We start from the raw sequence: 21,081 nt of genomic DNA, 5'->3' as shown, positions 1-21,081 counted from the left end.
GGTGGGCCGGGACGGCGCGGCGGTTGACTGCCCGGCATGACCGACACCTCGCCGGACCACATCCCGGCCCACGTCAAGGGTTCCTACGTCAACTGCTCCGAGTACACCCGGGCGCCCCGGCTCACCCCGCCGCCGACCGTGGCCGGCGCGGACGGCACCGTACCGCCGGCGCCGGTGCGTCTGGCGGTCGTCCGGTGACCGTGGCCGCCGCACCGGGCCTGCTTCCCGCCTGGCGGGAGTGGCTCGCCGAGAACCTGGCGATGGGGGTCGCCGCCGGGCAGGCCCGGGCGGCGGCCGTCGCCGCGGGCGCGGATCCGGACGCCGTCGACGCGGAACTGGCGGCCCTGGAGGCGCACCCGTACTTCGCCGTCTGCCGACGGCTCGCGCTGCGTTACGACTGGATGGAGTCGGTGCTCGACACCTACCGGGTGCTGCGCGACGACGACGGCGGTCGTGAGCTGGAACGGCGCACCGACCTCACCGCGGCGGAGTTCTTCGGCCGCTACTACTACGCCAACCGTCCGGTCGTCCTCGACAGCCTGATGGCCGACTGGCCGGCGCGGAACTGGACGCTGGACGCGATGGCCCGCCGGTGCCCGGACGCCGTGGTCGAGGTGATGACCGGCCGGGAGGCCAACCCCGACCACGCCTGGCAGTACGACCGGCACCGCACCACCATGCCGTTCCGGGACTACCTGACGCTGCTGGGCTCCGGCACGCGCACCAACGACTACTACATGGTGCCCCGTAACGAGAACTGGACCGGCTCGCTGCGGGCGCTCGCCGAGGACGTGCGGCCACCGGGCCATCTCGTCGATCCCGCCGGCGGGGGACACCTGTTGCTCGGCCCCGCCGGCACGGTGACCCCGCTGCACATCGACAACAGCACCGTGCTGCTCTGCCAGGTGCTCGGCCGCAAGCACGTCCGGCTGGTCCCGTCGTACCAGCGGCATTTGGTCTATCCGCGCGGCGGGACGTTCAGCGCGGTGGACGCGGCCCGGCCCGACCTGGACCGGCATCCCCGCTACGCCGAGGCCACCGTGCTGGAGACCATCCTCGAACCGGGCCAGATGCTGCTCATTCCCGTCGGCTGGTGGCACTGGGTGCACGCGCTCGACCTCAGCGCCACCGTCACGTTCCACCACTTCCGGGTGCCCGGCCAGAACCATCGGATGGCCACCCCGCCCGCGGCCCCCGGCGCCGGCCGCGCCGACCGGTGAGGCGGCGCGGCGAGCGCCGCGAATCGCCGGCGGTCCACCGGGGCGGGCCCCGTCCGGCATTGACACGCCTCGCTCCACATTCCATGGTCGATGGAATCACCTCTCCGTCGAAGGGCGCGGCATGGTCAGCAGCGAACACCGGTACGTGATCGTCGGGGCGGGGCCCGCCGGCCTGCAACTGAGCTACTACCTCCAGCGGCAGGGCGCCGACTACCTGACGCTGGAACGGGGCGACACCCCCGGCGGGTTCTTCCGACGGTTCCCGCGGCACCGTCGCCTCATCTCCCTGAACAAGGTGCACACCGACAGCACCGACCCCGAGATCCGCCTGCGCTGGGACTGGAACTCACTGCTCAACGACGAGCCGGACCTGCTCTTCCCACGATTCAGCGAGGAGTACCTGCCGGCGGCCGACGACCTGGTGCGCTACCTCGCCGAGTTCCAGCGGGTGCACCAGCTCAACGTCCGCTACGGCACGACGGTCGAACGGATCACCCGGACCGACGACGGCTTCACCGTGCGCACCGACCGGGGCGACGTGCGCGCGGGCTGCCTGATCGTCGCGACCGGATGGGGCCGGCCGTTCGTACCGGCGATCAAGGGGATCGAACACGCCGTCGGGTACGAGGACATGGTCGTCGATCCCACCGCGTACGACGGCCAACGCGTGCTGATCATCGGCAAGGGCAACTCCGCCTTCGAGACCGCGTCGGCGATCCTGGGCCGGGCCTCGATGGTGCACCTCGCCAGCCGGCAGCCGCTGCGACTGGCGTGGAACACCAAGCACCCGGGCGACGTCCGGGGCCAGTACGGCGCGATCCTGGACAGCTACCAGTTCAAGACACTGCACTCGGTGCTGGACTGCACGATCGACGAGATTCGGCCCGTCGACGGGCGGTTCCGGGTGTCGATCACGTACACCCACGCCGAGGGGGAGACCGCCGAACTCGACTACCACACCGTGCTCAGGTGCACCGGCTTCCGGATGGACACGTCGATGTTCGACGAGTCGTGCCGTCCCGAGATGGTGCGCGACGGTCGGATGCCCGGGTTGCGCCCGGACTGGCAGTCGCGCACCGTCGACGGCCTCTACTTCGCCGGCACCATCGCCCAGGACCGGGACGTCAAACACGCGTCCTCGCCGTTCATCGACGGATTCCGGTACAACCTCCGGACGTTCACCCGGTTGCTGCGGGAGCGGTACGACGACGTGCCGCTGCCGTACGCGCCGACGCCGGCGGACCCCGCGTCGCTGACCAAGCTGATGCTCGACCGGGTCAACTGGTCCTCGGCGCTGTGGACGCAGTTCGAGTACCTCTGCGACGTCTTCGTCCGCGACGACGTGACCGGCGACTTCCACCACTACGAGGACCTGCCGGAGGACTACGCCGTCGAACGCTTCGGGACCGCCACGCACTGGTACACGCTCGCGCTGCGGTGGGGCCGCGACGACTACGGCGACGTCTTCGCCATCGACCGGCACCCGACGCCCGACCGGGCCCGGGAGAGCGCCTTCATCCACCCGGTGATCCGCCGCTACCGCGGCGCCGAACTGCTCGCCGAGCAGCATCTGCTGGAGGACCTGCTGGCCGAGTGGCGACGCCCGGACCGGCACGTCGGGCCGCTTGTCGACTTCCTGACCGAGGACCTCACCGACAGACCATGACCTCGTCGAGCGGCTTGCGGGTCAGGTCGGGGACGCGGGCGTCCGGGGTGGGGTACCCGACGGGCATCACCACGTACGGACGCTCCTCCGGCGGACGCTCGCACACCTCGTTGAGGAACCGCATCGGGCTGGGCGTGTGGGTCAGGGTGGCCAGGCCGGCGTGGTGCAGCGCGGTGATCAGCACGCCGACCGCCATGCCGACGGACTCCTTGACGTAGTACGGCTTCGGGCTGTTCGGTCCCTGATGGACCTCGAACACGACGATGACGACCGGTGCGGTCTCCAGGAACGGCTTGCGCCAGTCGGTGCCGATCCCGGCGATCGCCGCCAGCCACTCCGGCGAGGCGCGGCGGTCGTAGAACGCCCGCTCCTCGGCCTCGGCGGCCTCGCGCAGCCGGCGCTTGCGGACCGGATCCGTCAGGACGACGAAGCGCCACGGCTGGACGTTGGCGCCACTGGGCGCGGTCGAGGCGGCCCGGATCGCCGCCTCGACCACCCCGGCGGGCACCGGGTCACCGGCGAAGTCGCGCACCGAGCGGCGTTGGGCCATCCGGTCGGCGAACGCCTCCGCCTCGCGCACCATCTCCGCCGGCGGGCGGCGACGGTGCCGGATGGGGACCGTGGGCAGCAGGCTCGTGTCGTTCACCTGGAACCTCCCCTGATCAGGTGCGTCCAGCATGTCCCGGCGGTGGCCGCCGTGTCGTTACTCAGAGGTGCGCTCCTCGCGCTCGGGCGCGGTGTGCCTGGCGATCGTGTCGACCACGTCAGTCAGGCGCCCGCGCGGCGCCCAGGCGTCCCGCTGGCGGCTCGCGCCGTCGCCGCCGTGGGCGAGCCCGGCCAGCCAGCCCTCCACCCGCTCGCGGTCGCCCGCCTCGTCGAGCGCCGGCCGGGCGCGCTCCACCAGCCGCTCGGCGAGCGTCGCCGCCGGCAGGGGGCGACCGGTGGCGACGTCGACGCCCTGGCCGCCCATCCCGTCCCGGGCGGCCCGCCAGTATGCCAGTCGCATCAGCTCGGGGGCCGGGCGTGGCCCTTCGTCACCCCGGTCGACGGCCTCCCCGGCGACGACCGTCAACGCCCGCACCAGGGCGGCGAACGCCGCGGACTCGGGCGCGGTGAGCGGGACGTCGGCCACCCGCACCTCGATCGTGGGGTGCCTCGTCGACAGGCGGAGATCCCAGAAGACGGTGCCGTGGTCGACGAGCGCGCCCGCTTCGAGCAGCGCGTCCACGTGGTCGTCGTACTGCTTCGCGGAGGTCAGGTACGGCGGCGGGCCGGCCACCGGCCAGCGCCCCCAGGTGATGGTGCGCCAACTCGCGTAGCCGGTGTCCCGCTCGGACCAGTAGGGCGAGTTGGCGGTGAGGGTGAGGAGCACCGGCAGGTGCGGGCGCAGGTGGTTGCCGATCAGCACGGCGCGGTCCCGGTCGGGTTGCTCCACGTGGACGTGCAGGGCGCAGATGGCCAGCTCGTCGTGCAGCCCACGGAAGGTGGCGGTGCCCCGGTCCTGGCGGGGCCCCTCGGTGACGGGTGGCGGCACGGCGCGACCGAGCACCGGCGAGCCGCTGGCGAGCACCCGCAGGCCCGCCGACCGGGCCGCGGACTGGATCGCGGCCCGTCCGTCGACGAGTTGCGCGTGGAGCACGTCGAGGCTCCGGCACGGGTCCGTCCGCGTCTCGACCTGCAACTTGGTGATCTCACCGTCGACCCGGGGGCCGAGGGCCGGGCGGGCGCGGTCGACGACGGTGGCCGCCTCCGGCACGACCCCGCGGTGCGCGGCGTCGACGACGAGGAACTCCTCCTCGACACCGAGCCGGGGTACGGAGGTTGGCACGCCCTGATCCGTAGTCACCACGCCGCCGACCCCTCGCTGCCGGTCGTTCGCCGACGTAGAGCAGGTTACGGGATGTCGTCCCCCGGTGACGGCACGATTCGCTCCATGATGGACAGCGTGTCGACGAGGCCGGCCAGCAGCGCCGTCCGCTCGGGCATCCGGTCCAGGCAGACGTACTCGTCGTCGGCGTGCGCCCCGCCGCCGACCGCACCCAGGCCGTCGAGGGTCGGCACCCCGATCGCGGCGGTGAAGTTCCCGTCGGACGCGCCGTTGGCGTACGCGCCGTCGGGGCTCGGGACGCCGATCCGCCGGGCCGCCGACCGGGCCAGTTCCAGCAGCGGGCGGGCGAGGTCCGGGGACATCGGATAGCGGTTGATCCCGCCCTGCACGTCCAGCGTCGCCTCGGGCAGGACCGGCGCGAGTCCGCGGATGGCGTGGTCCACGCGCTCGAGTTCGTGCCGGGTCCAGGCCCGTACGTCGACGGCGAGGCAGGCGGAGTCGGGCACCGTGTTCGTGGTGGTGCCGGCGGAGAGCAGCGTCGGCGTGACGGACGTGCCGTCGCTGTCCGCCGTGCCGATGCGGCCCAACGTGAGGACCTGGTGGGCGACCTCGACCGTGGCGTTGACCCCGCGCTGCGGTTCGACGCCGGCGTGGGCGGCCCGGCCGGACACGGTGAGGCGGTAGACCGAGCCGCCCTTGCGGGCCACCTTCAGGTGCCCCTCGGGGGTGGCCGCCTCGCAGACCAGGACCGCACCCGACCGCCGTGCCTCCCGCTCGATGAGCGGCCGGGACGTGCCGGAGCCCGTCTCCTCGTCGCAGGTGAGCAGCACGCCCACCGCCGACGTGTCCTCGATCAGGCGCAGCGCCGTGAACATCTGCACGATGCCGGCCTTCATGTCCAACACACCGGGGCCGGTCGCGACGTCCCCGTGGACGGTGAACGGCCGGGACCGGACGGTGCCGACCGGGAAGACGGTGTCGAAGTGGCCGAGGAGCAGCACGCGCTGATCGACGGCCGGCCACAGCAGGTGCGGCAGGCCGTCGATCTCGACCCGCTGGGCGGGCCGGCCGAGGACCTGCTCGCCCCAGCGGGCGAGCAGGTCGGCACAGCAGGCGAGGTGGGGCAGCGAGCCCGGCGCCGATTCGCAGGAGACGAGCGTGCCCAGCCGGTCGACCATGTCCGCCTGGTACCGCTCCGCGGCGCCGAGTAGCGAGCGTTTTCGGCCCATTGGTCCCTCCAACTGCATGGTTGACGGGTTCGATATGATGCCCGCCTATTTCACCGTCGCAGGGGGGACCGGATGTGGTCTTCCTCGTCCGTGCTCAGCCCGTCGGCGCGGTGGTCGACCGCAGCGGAGCGGACGATCCGTAGCCCACGTCGATGATCCGGCGGGCGGTTTCGGAGTAGGCGTCCGGCCCCTCGGGCGCGAAGGTGCCGAGGCCGTCGACGTAGCGGTTGTACATGCAGAACGCGGCCGCGATCAGGACGGTGTCGTGGATCTCCAGGTCGGTGGCGCCCTGGGCGCGGGCGTCGGCGACGAGCTCGGGGGTGACGTTGCGGCCACTGATCTGGACCGCGCCGGCGATCCTCAGCAGCGCCCGCAGTTTCGCCGAGATCGGCGCGCTGTCGAGGTCCGCGCGGACCTGGTCGACGAGGGTCATGCCGTCGTCGAGCTGCGCGGCGGCGAACGCCGAGTGCGACGCGCAGCAGAAGTTGCACTCGTTGCGTCCCGAGACGTACGCGGCGATCAGTTCGCGTTCCCCGGCCGGGAGCGTGTGCGGGGCGCGCAGGAGCACCTCGGCCAGTTCGTTGAGCGGCTTCGCCGTCTCCGGGCGGTACCGCATGGGACCGGAGATGCCGGGGAACTGCTTCTCGTCGATCCCGAGATCGATGTGCGCCATGAAGTGCTGCCTCCAGTCGTGACCGTGGCGCCGGCCGGGTCATGCCCCTGCCGTCGCGGAGGCCCGGACCGGACGGCGTGTTCGGACGCCGCGCGCCCACCATCCCATATGGACCGGGGCCGCATCCCGTGGATCGTGCTCTGTGTCCGGCCCGGATCGGGCCGCCCGCGCCGCGCCGGACGCGCCGCAACGGTGGAGATGCGGACGAAAGGTGCCGACGGTGAGGCTGATCGAACAGGTGTACAGCGACGCGCCCTCCGGCTGCGGGGAGGCGGGCGAATGGAGCGGGGCATGAGCGAGGGCAGAGGAACCGACGTGACCGACATCTACGACTACCGGGCCGAGCGCGACGGCAAGTCACCGTTCCACCCGCCGGTCCGGTACCAGACGCTCCGCGACGAGAGCCCGGTCAGCCAGGTCACCATGTGGGACGGCAGCAAGGTCTGGTTCATCACGCGGCGCAACGACGTGCGTGCCGCGCTCGCGGACGAGCGCCTCAGCGCGGACAACCGCCGGCCGGGCTTCCCGCTGTTGAGCGCCGGGTCGGAGACGCTCACCGAGGACAACCCGACGTTCGCCCGGATGGACCCGCCGGAGCACACCCGGCAGCGGGCCATGGTCAACGCCGACTTCACGCAACGCTCGTCGGCCCGGTGGCGGCCGCGGATCCAGCAGATCGTCGACCGGCTGGTGGACGACCTGCTGGCGAAGTCGCCGCCCGCCGACCTGGTCGCCGAACTGGCCGAGCCGCTGGCGGCGCAGGTGATGTGCCTGATCCTCGACATCCCGTACGAGAAGGACCTCTTCCTGCGGGTCGCCTCGACGTTCGCCGACCACTACGTCGGCCAGGACAAGCTCGACGGGGCCAGCGACGAGCTGACCGACGTCATCGTCGAGGTCCTCGAGGCCAAGGCCGCGAATCCCGGTGACGACGTGCTCAGCCGCCTCATCACCGAGCAGGAGGCGAACGGCGCGCTCACCCGTGCCGACATCATCGGCATGGCCCGCGTGCTGATCGTCGCCGGGTACGAGCCGGCGGTGCACGGCGTCTCCCTCGGCCTGGCCGCGCTGTTCTTCAACCCGGACCAGTTGGCGTTGCTGCGCGAGGACCCGAGCCTGATCGCGGGCGGCCTGGGCGAGCTGCTCCGCTACAGCACCAACTTTCACACCGGGCTGCCCCGGATCGCGGTCGGCGACACCCGGATCGGGGGACAGGAGATCAAGACCGGCGAGGCGGTGCTGGTCTACCTGCCGACGGCGAACTTCGACCCGCAGTGGTACGACGACCCCGACTCGCTCGACATGCGCCGGACCCACGCCGGCAACGTGTCGTTCGGGCACGGACTGCACCGGTGTCTCGGGCAGCACGTGGTCAAGATCCAGATGGAGGCGGTCATCGAGACGCTGCTGCGCCGGATTCCGGACCTGCGGCTGGCCGTGCCGCTCGATCAGCTTCCCTTCCAGCGTGAGGCTGCCGTCTACGGCGTGTCGAAGCTGCCCGTGACCTGGTGATTCCCGGCCGCGGGCCACAGCGCCCGGCGGTGCGGAGCCCGTCCGGCGTGACCGCGCCGCCGGCCGGATCCACCCCACCGCACCCGTCAGCGCCGACGGGTGCGGTGGCGGTGGCAGGCCGCCCGACCGGTCGGCCGGGGAGCCGGAACGGGTCAGTCCCGGCGGACCGCCGCCATGGTCAGCCCGGCGTCCCGGGAACCGGCCACCCGGGCGGCGATCGGCTCCAGCTCGGCCAGTTCCGCCCCGGTGAGCACGAGACCGGCCGCGGCCACGTTCTCCGCGAGCCGGACCGGGTCCCGGGTACCGGGGATCGGCACCACCGGCAGGCCGTGCACGGCCGCCCGCTGGTGCACCCAGGCCAACGCGACCTGTGCCGCCGTGACGGAGCGGGCGGCGGCGATCCGGTGGACCGGGCTGAGCAGCGCGGCGTTGTGCCGGGCCCGGTCACCGGTGAAGCGCGGCATGTGCCGACGGGAGTCGTCCGGGGCGAGCCGGTCGACACCGGTGACGGCGCCGGCCAGGAAACCGCGGCCCAACGGCGCGTACGGCACCAGCGCCACGCCGAGTTCCGCCGCCGTCGGGACGACTGTCGTCTCCACGTCCCGGGAGAAGATCGACCATTCCGACTGCACGGCGGCGATCGGGTGCACCGCGTGCGCGGCCCGGAGCTGTGCCCCGGTGACCTCGGAGAGCCCCAGGTGCCGGACCTTGCCCTGGGCGACCAGCTCGGCCAGGGCGCCGACGGTCTCCTCGACCGGCGTCGCCGGGGCGACCCGGTGCACCTGGTAGAGGTCGATGACGTCGACACCGAGACGGCGCAGGCTCGCCTCCACGGCGCGGCGGAGATATTCGGGCGAGTTGTCGATGCCCCGGTGCCGGGGATCGTCCACGCTCCGGACCAGGCCGAACTTGGTGGCGATGACGACCCGGTCCCGGTTGGCCCGGGCGAACGGCCCGAGCAGCTCCTCGTTCCGGCCGTACCCGTACGCGTCGGCGGTGTCGAAGAGCGTCACCCCGAGCTCCAGCGCCCGGTCGAGGGTCCGCCGCGACTCCTCGACGTCGCTCGGGCCGTAGAACTCGCTCATGCCCATGCAACCGAGCCCCTGCGCGCCGACCGGTGGGCCGGCGGCGCCCAGGGCGACCGGCCGCAGCGTCCGTCCCGTCATCGGGTCATCGGCCCGACCAGTGCGTGCCGGCGGCCAGTTCCTGGTCGACGGTGCGGAGCAGGTCGACGTCGATCTTCCGGATGTCGTCGACCAGGTGTCGCACCCCGGTGGCCACCATCTCCTCCCGCTGGAAGTTGTGCGGCATGCTGGCCGGTACGCCGATGAAGCCGGCGCCCAGCGCCCTGGTGACCTCGGCCACCCGGTTGATGTCGTCGACGAAGACGACCTCGTCGAACTCGTAGCCGAAGATGTCCCGGACGATCTCCTTGGTGCCGGGCCGGACGTCGTTCACGTCCACGTACGGGATCTCCGCGTCGAAGTAGCCGGCGAGGTGGCCGAGGTACCTGTCGAACGTGTACTCGCGGTTCCGGCCGCCGTAGCACACCACCCGCACGTCGACCTCCCGCAGCGTGGCGAGCAGCTCCTCGACGCCCTCGGTCACCTCGACCGGGTGCGTCCTCAGGTACTCCTCGCGGTGCGCGAAGAACGCCGCGATGGTCTCCTTCGCCGTCCAGGGAAGCTTGCAGGCCAGGGCCATGTTCTGCCCGGCGGCCAGTTGCGGCGAACCCCAGACGTGCCGTTCGACGTGGGCGGTGTACGCCCCACCGTGCATGGTCACGAAGCTCTCGATCACCGGGCTGTAGGTGTCGTTCAGCACCACTCCGTCGCTGTCGAGCGCGACGAGGCGGATCTTGTCCAGCTTGCTCACTTCTTCTCCAGACGGTCGGTCCGATGGGTCGGGTGGTGCGGTCGGGCGGCGGTCACGCCGCGGTCAGCACGAGTGCGGCGTTGTGCCCGCCGAAGCCCAGCGACGTGCTCACCGCCACGTCGATCCGGGCCGGTCGCGGCGCGCCGCTGACCACGTCGATGTCGAGTTCCGGGTCCAGCCGGCCGAGGTTCGCGGTGGGCGGGACGCTGCCGTGTTCGATGGCGAGCGCGGTGTACCCGGCCTCGATCGCGCCGGCCGCCGCCAGGGTGTGTCCGGTCACCCCCTTGGTCGAGGTCACCAGCGGCCGGTCGCCCAGCACCCGGTGCAGCATCCGACCCTCGGTGACGTCGTTGAGGGGGGTCGAGGTGCCGTGGGCGTTGACGTGGTCGACGTCGGTGGGCCCGAGCCCCGCGTCGGCCAGCGCGGCCCGCAACGCCTGCTCGATCCCGCGTCCCCGCGGATCCGGCGCGGTGGCGTGGTAGGCGTCGGTCGCGGCGCCGTAGCCGCGCACCACCGCCCGGGTCCGGGCGGCCCGGGCCCGGGCGTCCTCGATCCGTTCCAGGACGAGCACGCCCGCGCCCTCCGCGACCACGAACCCGTCCCGGTCGGCGTCGAACGGCCGGGACGCCTCGGCCGGCGCGTCCGCCCGCCGCGACAGCGCGCCCATCCGGCCGAGCCCGGCGACGACCAGCGGGGTCAGTGCCGACTCGGCGCCGCCGGCGAGCACGATGTCGCAGGCCCGGGCGCGGAGCAGGTCCCGCGCCACGCCGACCGCCGTCGTCCCCGACGCGCAGGCGGTGGCGGTGACCAGGCTGGGACCGCGGGCGTCCAGGTCCAGCGCGACGTACCCGGCGGCCATGTTGACCATGTACATCGGAATCAGGAACGGGGACACCTTTCGCGGCCCGCCCCCGGTCAGCGCGGTGTGCTGCCGTTCCAGGGCGCCGGCCCCGCCGAGCGAGTTGCCGAGGACCACGCCGACCCGGGCGCCGTCCCAACCGCCGGGCTGCCAGCCGGCGTCCTCGGCGGCGGCCCGGGCGGCCACGATCGCCAGCTGCGCGAACCGTTCCAGCTGCCAGGACGCGAAGCCGCCGAGCGCGGCCTCCGGCTCGAATCCGGGCACCCGGCAGCTCAGGGCGGTCGGCGTGCCACGGAGGGTGTCGTCGGCCCGCGCGCAGCTCAGACCCGACCGGATCCGCTCCCAGTTCGCCGCCACGCCGATGCCGGCCGGCGTCACCAGGCCGAGCCCGGTGACCGCCACGCCGAAGCCGTCCGGGTGCTCGGCCATCAGGCGACCGCCTGTTTGGTCTCGACCAGCCGCGCCGCGTCCCGGATGGTCATCTCGTTGGTGAGCTCGCCGTCGTCGATGGCGATGTCGAACACGCCGTCGAGCAACAGCCCGAGTTCCACGATCACCAGCGAGTCGATGTCGAGTGACTCGAACGTCATGTCCGGCTCGATGCCGTCCGGCACCAGCTTCAACTGGGTCGCCAGAACGTCGATGATCCGGTCTTCGATTGCCTTCATCCGTGTGCTCCCGCTAGCTGTGGTCAGTTCCGTGAGGTGGTACCGCCCGGCACTCCGGCCAGACGAGCGCCACCGACCCCCAGGTGAGCCCGCCCCCGAAGCTGGCGAGCACCACCCGGTGCCCGGGGCGTACCGCGCCGGCCGCGACACCGTCGGCCAGGGCCAGGGGGATGGACGCGGCCACCGTGTTGCCCACCCGGTCGATGTTGGTGACGAACCGGTCGACCGACCGCCCGAGCCGGGTCGCGACGGCGGCGATGATCCGCAGGTTGGCCTGGTGCAGCACGAACCGGTCGACGTCGGCCGTCGCCCAGCCGCCGAGCGCGGTGGTCCGTCCGATCGAGGCCGACATGTGGCGGACCGCCTCGGCGAAGGCTGCCCGCCCCTGCATCTCGAAGTAGGTGTCCTCCGGCTTGACCGGCAGCCCGGTGGACCGTTGGCGCGATCCCCCCGCGCGCACCTCGATGAGGTCGCTGCGGCTGCCGTCGCTGCCCAGGCTCAACCCGTGCAGGGCGCCCGGCTCGTCGGCGGTGCCGCTGCGCAGCAGCACCGCGCCCGCCCCGTCCCCGAAGACGGCCCGGGTCGTCCGGTCGTCCGGGTCGAGGATGGTGGAGAACGTGTCCGCGCCGATGACCAGCACACTCGACGCGGTGCCGGCGGCGATCAGGCCCGCCCCGGTCGCCAGGGCGTAGACGAACCCCGCGCAGACCGCCGCGACGTCGAACGCCGGTACGCCGTCCAGGCCGAGTCGACTGGCCACCTCGGGTGCGGTCGCCGGGCAGGGCCGGTCCGGTGTGCTGGTCGCGACCACGACCACGTCGGCGCCGGCGGCGCCGGCCGACGCCAGGGCCCGGCGGCCCGCCTCGACCGCGAGGTCGCTGGTGGCCTCGCCCGGCGCGATGACGTGGCGTTGCCGGACGCCGGTGCGGGTGACGATCCAGTCCTCGTCGACGCCCAGGCGCGCCGCGAGCTCCCCGTTGGTGACGACCCTCGGGGGCACCCAGGCGCCCAGCCCGGCGACCACCGCCGCTCGCCCCATCAGGCCACCCGCTCCCGGTCCGTCGTCGAGGTGCCGTCGACGTCGAGCGCCACGGTGAGACCCATCCGCGCGATCTCGGCGCCGCCCTGGTGGAACGTCACGTCGACCGGTCGGGGCGACCCGCCGACCCGGTCCGGTTCCGCCGCCGGCCCGGCCGCGTCCGCCGGTACCGCCGTCAGCGTCACCGGCTGGTCGAGTTCCGCGTAGGCCGCGAACGACGCGGTCATCCGGGACATCACGGTGCGGTGCGGCGCGCCGCCGCCCCAGTGCGCCGTGGCCAGCGTGGCCACCTGCCGCGCGGCCTCCAGGAGCACCATCCCCGGCACGTGGTCGTGGTCGTGGTCGAAGAAGCTGATGTTCTCCACCGGCACCCGCAGGCCGGCGGTGACCGCCCGCTCGGCGGTCCGCACGTCGAGCAGCACGGTGTCGGTGGCGCGGCGACGGCCGACGCGGTCCGGCGCCGTCAGCTCGCCGGCGACGGCCGCCGGGCCCAGCCGGGACGACATCGGCGGCGGGCCGCCGCGCCCCCGGGACCGGACCACCGTGTACGCCTCCGGGGCCAGGTAGCCGACGGCCAGGCGCACCACGCCGATCCGGTGACCGGCGACCCCGAGGGTGAACTCGTAGTCCAACCCCCGCACCCGGCCCCCCACCCGACGGGGGACACCGGTGGTCACCGTCATCCGCAGCTCGGTCGGGCCGGACGTCGCGTCCCGGACCACCGCCGCGCACCCGGGCCGGAACAGCTCGGCGGACCAGCCCCGCAGCACGAAGGCCGCGCGCGGCTCGACGTCGAAGAGCACGTGGGCGGCGTACGTCTCGGCCTGCCGGCAGCACTCGACGAGCAGCAGCGGATCGAGCCGCCGGTTGGCCGACCCGGTGTGCCCGGTGTAGTGCGGGTGCACGGCCGGCAGCAGCGCGGCGGCGACGAAACCCTGCGGGCCGACCGGTCGGACGTCGGCCAGGAACACCTCGGTCGGGTTCCGCCGGTGCACCACGGACCGGTCGACGGTACGCGCGAAGTCCAGCGACTCCGCGGCGACCAGCAGTTCCCGCTCGCCGGCGGCGGTCGCCCCGGCCACCCCGGTCACCGCGCACCGCCCACGGTCGCCCGGCTGCGGGCCGGACCGGTCACCACGTCCAGCAGCGCGCCCACCGGCACGGTGGGTTGCCGACTCATCAGCGTGGTGGCCACCCGGTACGGGTCCGCGTAGCCGCGCCGGGCGACCAGCGCGCCCCACAGCTCGGCCGGCACCCGCTCCCCGGCGGCGTCGTGGTCGTCCGCACCGGCGTGGACGTCGAGCAGCCGCCGCGCGCGCCGGATCCACCGGCTGAGTTGGTGCGCCGAGTAGTTCTCCCGGGCGGTGCGCCCGAGGCCGGCGATCAGGTACAGCCGCAGGCCGAGCCGGAACGCGTCGACGCCGTGGTCGTCGACGAACCGGTCGGCGATGGCGTCCAGGGTGTACCCCTGCCAGCCGCCGAAACGGGTGGACGTGGTGACGCCGTCGATCGGCACCCGGGGCACCTCGAACCGGACCACGCGGGCGCCGAGCGCGGTGAGGACGTGGCTCACCGTCTGGTAGTCGGCGCGCAGCTGCTCGTCGTGGGCCAGCACCACCAGGTCGTGGTCGGCCAGCAGCGGCACCAGCTCCCGGAGCAGATAGAGCAGGTAGTTGGGTTGTCCGTCCGCGCCGAGGACGACCCGCAGCGGGTGGCCCGCCGCGGTCGCGTCCAGGTACACCGGCGCGCCCACCGGACGGCCGTCGATGCAGAGGTTCCGGCGGACGAGCAGGTCCAGCAGGTCCGCCTCGGCCATCAGCTCGGGCCCGTGCCGGCCGAGGTCCGGGTCGAACATCCCCAGCAGCTCGTAGTGGCCCCGCCAGATGTCCAGGAGCCGGGCGCTGGCCGGGTGGAGCCAACCGGCCTCGGCACGTCGTACCGTCGGTTCGATCGCGGCGAACGGCAGCCGTGGGGTCCGGTGGTACGCGACGTACAGCTCGCCGATCCCGACCTCGTCCAGGCCGGCGTACGCCGTCCCGGGGTGGTGCCGGTCGAGGTGGTCCCAGAATCCCGCCACCTGCTGGCTGCCCGCGTACGCCCCGTGCTGGTAGGCGACTGTCACGTCGGCGAGGACCGCGCTGACCCGGACGATCACGTCCAGCGAGAGCAGGTACTTCAGGTGGGTCGGCGTCAACGGCTTGGTGGGGCTGACCGTGACCGGCGCCAGCAGGATCCGCGGTCCGGCGCCGGGCGGGAGCGGGTGCGTCATCGGGCCGCCGCCGACTCCGCCAGCGCCTTCCGGAGGCGGCCGATCACCTCCTCGGCCTCCACCGGCGTGCAGTAGCCGGGGTCGGCGATGAAGGTGCGGCCGGCCACGCCGCCGACGGTGCGGGGCACCAGCCACAGGTGGAAGTGTTCGGTGCCCTCCATGCAGGAGAAGATGTGGATCCGCGGCGCCCCGGTCACCTCCTTGAGCGGGCCGGTGAACCGCCGGACCAGCGTGCCGATGCCGGCCGCCTCCTCGTCGGTGAAGTCGGCGTAGTCGAGGAAGTGCCGGTGGGACTCGATGAGCAGGGTGCCGACCGGCCAGTACGGCGTGGGCCCGTGGCCCACCCGCCAGATGCCGTCGTCCACGAGGTGCCCGCCGGGCGGCACCGGGAAGCCCGCCCAGGCGGGCACCGGCAGGCCGGCGTACTTGGCGCAGACCAGGCACTGGCGCTCCTCGGGCGTGCGCCCGCTGAGCAGCCGGGTGAACGGGTCGCGGACCCGGGCCAGCGGCTCCAGCTGGGCGTGCCGGCTGTACCAGGCGTCGAGTTCGGCGGCGGTCGCGGCCGGATCGGTCAGGTGCGGGGTCGCGGCGTCGGCCCAACGTTCCCGGGCCTGCTCGTCGGTCAGGCCGCTCAGGTCGGCCACGTCCCGCCAGGACCCGCCGGTGTCGCGCAGGTACCCGACGATCGCGTCGTGCAGCTCCGGGACCTCGGTGCCGAGCAGGCTCCACAGCTTCGGGGCCAGCGGCTCCTCCCCGTCGGGGGTGGCGACCGCCAGGCGCAGCGCCTCGGACAGGGCCTGCAACCGCGCGGACAACGCCAGGCGGGACAGGTCGGCCGCGGTGAAGTCCGGTGTGTCCATGTGGGTCCTCTTCATTCGGTCGGGCGCCCTATCGCCCCGGCTCGGGGGAGAGCCAGGTGAACAGGCGAAGTGCCGGGGAGTCGTCGCGCGCGTGGTGGACCCGCGCGTAGCCGGGCTCGGTGTGGACCAGTCGGGCGTCGAGGTCGGTCCGGTGGATCAGGCGGAGTGGCTCGTCGGCGCGCAGGCTGCCGCGCAGGACCGATTCGGCCAGGGTGTGGTGCAGGTGCACGAGGTACTCGGCCAGGGTCAGCGCCCGGACGGCCACGTGCAGTTCGCGGGGGGCGCCGGGGTGGGCCGACGCCGGCCCGGCGACCGGCGGGAGGTCGAGCTCCGCCGGCAGGGCCGGCAGCATCCCGGTCACCGGCTTGAGCAGGCGGCTCAGCCCCGGTAACCGGCCCGCCGGGAAGGGACCCAACCAGGCCGCGCTGCCCGTCGGGGCGACGACCCGGGCCGGGTTCCGGGCGGTGAGGTTGGCGGAGTTGCCGAACAGGAAGCGGGTCCGGGTCCAGGACCGGCGCCAGGCGTCCGCCTCCCCGTCGGACAGGCCGGCGGCGAAGCACCGGGCGCCGCGTACCAGGTCGTCGAGGTCGACGCTGCGCAGCAGCACCAGCACGGTGCAACCCCCGGTGTCGTCGGCGGCGCGGTGCGGCTCGGTGCCCACCCAGGCGGCACGCGCGGCGAGGAGTTCGGCCAGCCGGCTCTGGAACGGTGCGCCGTCGAGGCCCACCGGGGCGCTCACCGGTCCACCGCCGGGGACGCCGTCCGGTTCGCCCCAGCATCCACAGTGGACTCTTTGGTCGTCGTCAGCACCGCCGCGACCACCTCGTCCGGTGGCGCCGCGCCGTCGACGATCCGCACCGGCAGGTCGCGGACCTCGGCCAGCAGCGCCGCGCGCAGGTCCGTCTGCAACCTGACGAAATCGGCGCGGTCGACGGTCGGCCCGTAGTGCTCGAACCGGTTGACCCGCGCGCCGTCGCCGCTGCGCGCCCAGGCCGTCTCCGCCGGCACGTCCAGGTAGAGCACCCGGCCGGGCTGCGGGAACGAGCGCCAGTAGTCGAACGTGGGGGTGTGCTCCACCCCGAGCAGGCGGCACTTGACCAGCAGCTTGTAGTAGTACGAGTCGATGATGACCCGGTCCGCGCCGGCGGCCCGCGCCAGTTCCTCCCGCAGGTGCAGCACGATCGGGGTCAGCACCGACACCACGAGCTCGGGGGAGTAGCGCTCCCCGGCCCACCCGAACGCGTCGGTGATCCAGCTGCTGCGCAGCTGATGGATCAGCGGGTACGGCCCGAGATACCGGTCGTCGTAGGAGACGACCCGCCAACCGTGCTCGTCGTGCAGCCGGCGCAACACCGTCGACTTGCCGGCGAGGTCCGGCCCGAGCAGGGCCCAGAACCCGGTGCCGTCGGAGCGGCTCACGCCGGTGCTCCCTTCGTCAGCCACCCGACCGCGAGGTAACTCGCGTACGTCACCGGGATGTAGGCGATGGTGAGGCCCACCGGCCAGCGGGGCGCGCCGGTGACGAACCGGGACGCCGCGGCCACCGACCACGCCAGCGGCACCAGCGCCAGCCAGCCCCAGGCGTGCCCGGCGCCGGACTGCCACGGCCGCAGCAGTCCCAGCACGATGCCGGTGGCGAGGACGGCGGCGCCGAGCGCGACGGCCGTGGTCCCCCACGGGCCGAGGACCGTGCTGTACGTCCGCTCCCCGGGCCGGGGCCGGCGGGTGGCCTTGCGGCCGAACTCCAGGCACACCCCGCTGAGCGTGACCGCGACGATGGCGAGCACCCCGCCCAGGTCCGGCCGCCGCCCCTCGGCGTGCAGGAAGGCGGTGTACACGTAGATGCTGAGCAGCGGCTGGATCGGCAGGTTCACGGCGAGGTGCAGGGCCAGCCGGTCACCGGCGGGCCAGCCGTACACCCGGTCCAGGGTGATCACCACGGCCGTGTAGCCGAGTTGCCCGACCAGCGCCGCCAGGACCACGCCCCGGCCGGCGTTGAGCAGCAGCAGGGCGGCGGCGCCGAGGACGACGAGGACCATCAGGTCCCGCTCCCGGACCACCCCGGCGGGCAACGGCCGGTGCGGGTTGTGCCGGCGGTCGTACTCGTGGTCCCGGATGTCGTCCATGGCCCGCAGCAGCAGCATGCCGACCACAAGCGTGACCGCGGTGACGGCGAGCCCGCCGTCGGGCCGCCAGCGCGACACCCCGCTGACCGCCGCGAAGAGGGCGGTCAGGCCGATCGCCCAGGAGAGCATGAACGGCACGTGCACCGCCGGCGGGTACGCGGCGGCCACGTACCGGCCCCAGCGGCCGGTCACCGGACTCCGTCCAGGATCCGCACCGTGCCGGCCGTGCCGTCCACCTCGATGAGGCTGCCGTCGGTGATCCGGTCGGTGGCCCGGTCCACCGCGACCACGGTGGGGATGCCGAGCATGCGTCCGGTGATGGCGGTGTGCGACAGCAGGGTGCCCCGTTCCACCACCAGCGCCCGCGCCGAGAGCATCAGGTAGAGCCAGCCGGGATCGGTCTCCCGGGCGACCAGGACGTGGTCGCGGCACTGCTCGGCGTCGACCGACGGATCGAGCACCACCTTGGCCGGGCCGCGGACGACGCCGGAGCTGGAGGCCAACCCGGTGAGGACGGCCGCGTCCGGTCCGACGGGTGCTCCCGGCCCGGGGGCGGCGGCCCCGCCGGTGCCGCGTGCCCCGGCCAGGGCCACCGCGAGCGGCAGGTCGGGATCGGTGCGCAGCCGGGTGGGCAGCGGGTCGGTCTCCGTCCAGCGGGCCCGCTCGGCGGCCCGGACCGCCGCCAGGCCGCGCAGGTCGGCCCCGGCCAGGGTGCCGTCGAAGGCGCCCAGCACCTCGTCGACGGTGAGGTCGACGACGTCGCCCGGCCGGTCCAGGCGGCCCCGCGCGGCCAGCTCCGCACCGAGCCGGGTGAGCAGCACCCGGGAGTCGCCGAAGAGCTGGCTGCGGCAGAACCGGGTGTTCTCCCGGACATTGATCAGCGTACGCATCGTCCGGCCCAGCCCGCGCAGCACGGCCCGTTTCACCGGGTTGCGGCACCGCTCGCGCAACTCGCGTACGGCCTGGTCGTGCGCCTGGCGCCCGGCGGCCCGGCTGGCCGACACGGTGAGTCCCCGGGTCAGGTAGGCCCGCACCGGCTGGAGGACGGTCCACGGTTCGTCCCGTGGGGCGGGCGTCTCCAGCTTGAGGTCGTGCATGCCCCGGTCGCCGTGGTCACGGAGGTGTTCCCGCAGCGCCGCCAGGAACCGGGCGCCGTGCCGGCCGGCGACCAGGTCGTCCCAGATCCGCCGCGGGTCCGCGTCGGACCGCAGCGCCGCCCGCGTGTCCGGGTCCTCGGCGGCGGTCGCCGCCAGCGCGACCGCCGAGTGCAGCGCCGCGGTGGAGCGGTTCTCCGGACCGCCGCACAGCAGCCCGTTGAGCAGGCTGCGGTCCGCCTCCGGCACCCACCGGCGCAGCAGCCCGTCGGTGGCCCGGGTGGCGGTGAACAGGAAGATCCCGTTGACCAGGGTGACCCCCCACCGGCGGGCCACCTGCGCCCACAGCGCCCGGTAGGCGTCGACCATCTCGTGCGGACGCCGGGCCGCCACGTCGGCGAGGCCCGCGTGGTACCCGTCCCACCAGCGGAGGAAGCGGCGGACCCGCCACGGGTGCGCGACCAGCCGGGCGAGGATCTCCAGCACGTCGAGGACGTCGGTGAGGCGGGAGCCGCGCCGCCCGCCGGGTACGCCGCCGCGCCGGGCCGTCGTCCCGTCCCGCCCGGTGCTGTCGGTCGCGGCCAGGCCGAGGGACCGTTCCCAGGTGGACCAGAGCGGGCGGAAGCACCGGATCAGGCCGTGCAGGTGGTACCAGCAGTCGAGTTGGTAGTAGATCCGGCCGTCCAGGTGCCCGATCATCCGACGCAGCGTCGGTCGCTCGCGTCGCAGCGTGCGGGCGGGCACGCCCATCCGCCGGTAGAGGTCGGTGAACCCCACCTCGTACAGCTCCCGGGCCACCGAGTAGGTCAGGGCGCAGCTGATGCCCGGGAAGCTCTCGGTGACGTTGTTGTTGTCCCAGAGCAGGGCCGGGCTCTCCGCCTCGTCCGGGGGGCGTGCCGGCGTGGCGACCGGGCGCGCCTGGACCAGGTGGATCGCGCCGTCCTCGGTGATCGTGCCCTCGATGTCCTGGGGTGCGTGGAAGCGGGCCTCGACCCGCGCCGCCAGTTCCGCGATCGCCACCAGGTCGGCGTCCGTGAGCACCGGCTCGGTGGCCAGTTCCGGGGGCACCGGCAGGTCGACCGGCCCCTGGTCGGGGCGGGCCGGATCCCACCCGACGGCCCTGGTCTTGACCGTCACGTGGGGCTCGACCGCGCCGGTCGCCGGGTCCACGAAATAGTGGTCGACGTCGGCCTTTTCCTGAACCACCCCTTCGCCAATGCCATAGGCGGCGGCGATCACCAGACGCGCCGCGCCGTCGCGCGGATCGCGGGTGAACGCGACGAATGACCGGGTGCCCATGGCCATTCGTTGAATCCCGACCGCGATTCGTGCGGCGAACGGGGCGTGGCCCCGACGGGCGCGGTAGAGCACCGCTTCCGGGTTGAACGCCGACGCCCAGCAGGCGACGAGTCGTTCGGCGAGACCGGCCCGCCCAACGTACAGGAAACTGTCACTGAGCCCGGCGAACGGATCCTCCGCCGAATCCTCGCCCGACTCCCGCTGATTGGGTCGGGGTACCGCACACGCACGCACCGCCACCAGTCCGTCCGGTCCGGCGATCTCGTCGAAGTGCGCGTCTATTTCATCGAGGAGTTCTGATGGAATTGTCAGGTACCGGACTCTCTGCCGAAGCGCTTCCGCGTGGCTGAGCAGCGCCTGGGTCGACCCGGCCGAATCGGCGCGGATATCGGTCAGGAGAGGGCCGACGACCTGGTCGAACACGGTCGCGGGCACGCACCGTAACGGCGGTACGGCAAATCCGTCACGGGCCAGTTCTGCCTGTCTGGCGAACTTGTGGCCGACCAGCTCCGGGTCGAGAATCATCGGTCCGCTTTTGACTAACCACACACTGCTGAGCCTTCCTCACGCATGCGGAATTAGCCCGACTGTCCGCCGGGATGGGCGCGTCGCACATTCGCGGTGATCATGCACGACGGGGATCTCTGATTCAAGGCCCGAAACAGAAGACCGTGCGAATCGTTGCGTTTGCGCTGTCCAGACAGGTCCGACAAAACGCGATGACGTGGGACCCCGGTGGCATGCTCCGGTCCGCCGGGTGGGCGCAGCTCATTGGCGCCGCATTCCCGCTGTTCGCGGAGGAGGGCGGAGAAACGGCAGGGCAATGCCGGACAGCAGCGACGAACCGGGCGTCCGAACGGAACG

At 73.3% G+C, this 21,081-nt stretch carries 20 protein-coding genes; 4 read left to right on the top strand and 16 right to left on the bottom strand.

What is annotated here, in order from left to right:
• The first annotated feature begins 36 nt into the window (after positions 1 to 36).
• From OG767_RS20860 to OG767_RS20850, 3 genes are all read left to right on the top strand, one after another.
• Positions 37 to 198, top strand: coding sequence for a hypothetical protein (locus OG767_RS20860; protein WP_405090106.1), 162 nt, complete (start codon positions 37 to 39; stop codon positions 196 to 198).
• Positions 195 to 1,220, top strand: a complete 1,026-nt coding sequence (locus tag OG767_RS20855; protein ID WP_405090105.1) for a cupin-like domain-containing protein — start codon at positions 195 to 197, stop codon at positions 1,218 to 1,220. The genes OG767_RS20860 and OG767_RS20855 overlap by 4 nt, the downstream gene beginning before the upstream one ends.
• A 121-nt stretch (positions 1,221 to 1,341) precedes the next feature.
• Entirely contained in the window at positions 1,342 to 2,886 is a 1,545-nt protein-coding gene (locus OG767_RS20850) for an NAD(P)-binding domain-containing protein (RefSeq protein ID WP_405090104.1), read from the top strand.
• Here the strand turns inward: OG767_RS20850 and OG767_RS20845 are convergent.
• The 4 genes from OG767_RS20845 to OG767_RS20830 form a co-directional block, all read right to left on the bottom strand.
• Positions 2,870 to 3,565, bottom strand: a complete 696-nt coding sequence (locus OG767_RS20845) for a nitroreductase family protein (RefSeq protein ID WP_405090103.1) — start codon at positions 3,563 to 3,565, stop codon at positions 2,870 to 2,872. The genes OG767_RS20850 and OG767_RS20845 overlap by 17 nt on opposite strands.
• A gap of 24 nt (positions 3,566 to 3,589) precedes the next feature.
• Complete coding sequence (locus OG767_RS20840) at positions 3,590 to 4,714, bottom strand: glutamate--cysteine ligase (RefSeq protein ID WP_405090102.1); 1,125 nt, start codon at positions 4,712 to 4,714, stop codon at positions 3,590 to 3,592.
• 65 nt (positions 4,715 to 4,779) lie between these two features.
• The gene (locus tag OG767_RS20835) at positions 4,780 to 5,943 is read right to left on the bottom strand and encodes a M20 family metallopeptidase (protein ID WP_405090101.1); all 1,164 of its coding nucleotides are present in this window, start codon (positions 5,941 to 5,943) and stop codon (positions 4,780 to 4,782) included.
• Positions 5,944 to 6,037: 94 nt separating this feature from the next.
• Positions 6,038 to 6,616, bottom strand: a complete 579-nt coding sequence (locus tag OG767_RS20830) for a carboxymuconolactone decarboxylase family protein (protein WP_405090100.1) — start codon at positions 6,614 to 6,616, stop codon at positions 6,038 to 6,040.
• A 291-nt stretch (positions 6,617 to 6,907) separates the two neighbouring features.
• Between OG767_RS20830 and OG767_RS20825 the strand changes: the two genes are divergently transcribed.
• Positions 6,908 to 8,128 (top strand): cytochrome P450, encoded by a 1,221-nt coding sequence (locus OG767_RS20825; RefSeq protein WP_405090099.1) that lies wholly within the window; start codon positions 6,908 to 6,910, stop codon positions 8,126 to 8,128.
• 152 nt (positions 8,129 to 8,280) lie between these two features.
• Here the strand turns inward: OG767_RS20825 and OG767_RS20820 are convergent, their stop codons facing one another.
• Genes OG767_RS20820 through OG767_RS20765 form a run of 12 tightly spaced genes read right to left on the bottom strand, consistent with a single transcriptional unit; the run spans position 8,281 to position 20,742 of the window.
• Complete coding sequence (locus OG767_RS20820) at positions 8,281 to 9,294, bottom strand: aldo/keto reductase (RefSeq protein WP_405090098.1); 1,014 nt, start codon at positions 9,292 to 9,294, stop codon at positions 8,281 to 8,283.
• A 4-nt stretch (positions 9,295 to 9,298) separates the two neighbouring features.
• Entirely contained in the window at positions 9,299 to 10,003 is a 705-nt protein-coding gene (locus OG767_RS20815) for an HAD family hydrolase (RefSeq protein WP_405090097.1), read from the bottom strand.
• Positions 10,004 to 10,055: 52 nt separating this feature from the next.
• Positions 10,056 to 11,291: a beta-ketoacyl-[acyl-carrier-protein] synthase family protein gene (locus OG767_RS20810; RefSeq protein ID WP_405090096.1), complete on the bottom strand. Its 1,236-nt coding sequence runs from the start codon at positions 11,289 to 11,291 to the stop codon at positions 10,056 to 10,058.
• Complete coding sequence (locus OG767_RS20805; RefSeq protein ID WP_281942566.1) at positions 11,291 to 11,530, bottom strand: acyl carrier protein; 240 nt, start codon at positions 11,528 to 11,530, stop codon at positions 11,291 to 11,293. The genes OG767_RS20810 and OG767_RS20805 overlap by 1 nt, the downstream gene beginning before the upstream one ends.
• 13 nt (positions 11,531 to 11,543) lie before the next feature.
• Complete coding sequence (locus OG767_RS20800; protein ID WP_405090095.1) at positions 11,544 to 12,569, bottom strand: beta-ketoacyl-ACP synthase III; 1,026 nt, start codon at positions 12,567 to 12,569, stop codon at positions 11,544 to 11,546.
• The gene (locus OG767_RS20795) at positions 12,569 to 13,651 is read right to left on the bottom strand and encodes an AfsA-related hotdog domain-containing protein (protein ID WP_405090094.1); all 1,083 of its coding nucleotides are present in this window, start codon (positions 13,649 to 13,651) and stop codon (positions 12,569 to 12,571) included. The genes OG767_RS20800 and OG767_RS20795 overlap by 1 nt, the downstream gene beginning before the upstream one ends.
• Before the next feature lie 5 nt (positions 13,652 to 13,656).
• The gene (locus tag OG767_RS20790) at positions 13,657 to 14,838 is read right to left on the bottom strand and encodes a hypothetical protein (protein WP_405090093.1); all 1,182 of its coding nucleotides are present in this window, start codon (positions 14,836 to 14,838) and stop codon (positions 13,657 to 13,659) included.
• The gene (locus OG767_RS20785; protein WP_405090092.1) at positions 14,835 to 15,698 is read right to left on the bottom strand and encodes an HIT family protein; all 864 of its coding nucleotides are present in this window, start codon (positions 15,696 to 15,698) and stop codon (positions 14,835 to 14,837) included. Before OG767_RS20785 ends, OG767_RS20790 begins: the two co-directional genes overlap by 4 nt.
• Positions 15,699 to 15,726: 28 nt before the next feature.
• Positions 15,727 to 16,437, bottom strand: coding sequence for a DUF6182 family protein (locus OG767_RS20780; RefSeq protein WP_405090091.1), 711 nt, complete (start codon positions 16,435 to 16,437; stop codon positions 15,727 to 15,729).
• On the bottom strand, positions 16,434 to 17,117 hold the full coding sequence (locus OG767_RS20775) for a dTMP kinase (RefSeq protein WP_405090090.1): 684 nt from the start codon (positions 17,115 to 17,117) through the stop codon (positions 16,434 to 16,436). The genes OG767_RS20780 and OG767_RS20775 overlap by 4 nt, the downstream gene beginning before the upstream one ends.
• Complete coding sequence (locus OG767_RS20770) at positions 17,114 to 18,016, bottom strand: hypothetical protein (RefSeq protein WP_405090089.1); 903 nt, start codon at positions 18,014 to 18,016, stop codon at positions 17,114 to 17,116. The genes OG767_RS20775 and OG767_RS20770 overlap by 4 nt, the downstream gene beginning before the upstream one ends.
• Positions 18,013 to 20,742: a PEP/pyruvate-binding domain-containing protein gene (locus tag OG767_RS20765; protein WP_405090088.1), complete on the bottom strand. Its 2,730-nt coding sequence runs from the start codon at positions 20,740 to 20,742 to the stop codon at positions 18,013 to 18,015. The genes OG767_RS20770 and OG767_RS20765 overlap by 4 nt, the downstream gene beginning before the upstream one ends.
• Positions 20,743 to 21,081 lie beyond the last annotated feature (339 nt).

The organism is Micromonospora sp. NBC_01392 (genome assembly GCF_045040125.1).
Lineage (GTDB): Bacteria > Actinomycetota > Actinomycetes > Mycobacteriales > Micromonosporaceae > Micromonospora.
Note: the sequence above shows the minus strand (reverse complement) of the source record. Positions and strands in the feature narration are given on the sequence as shown.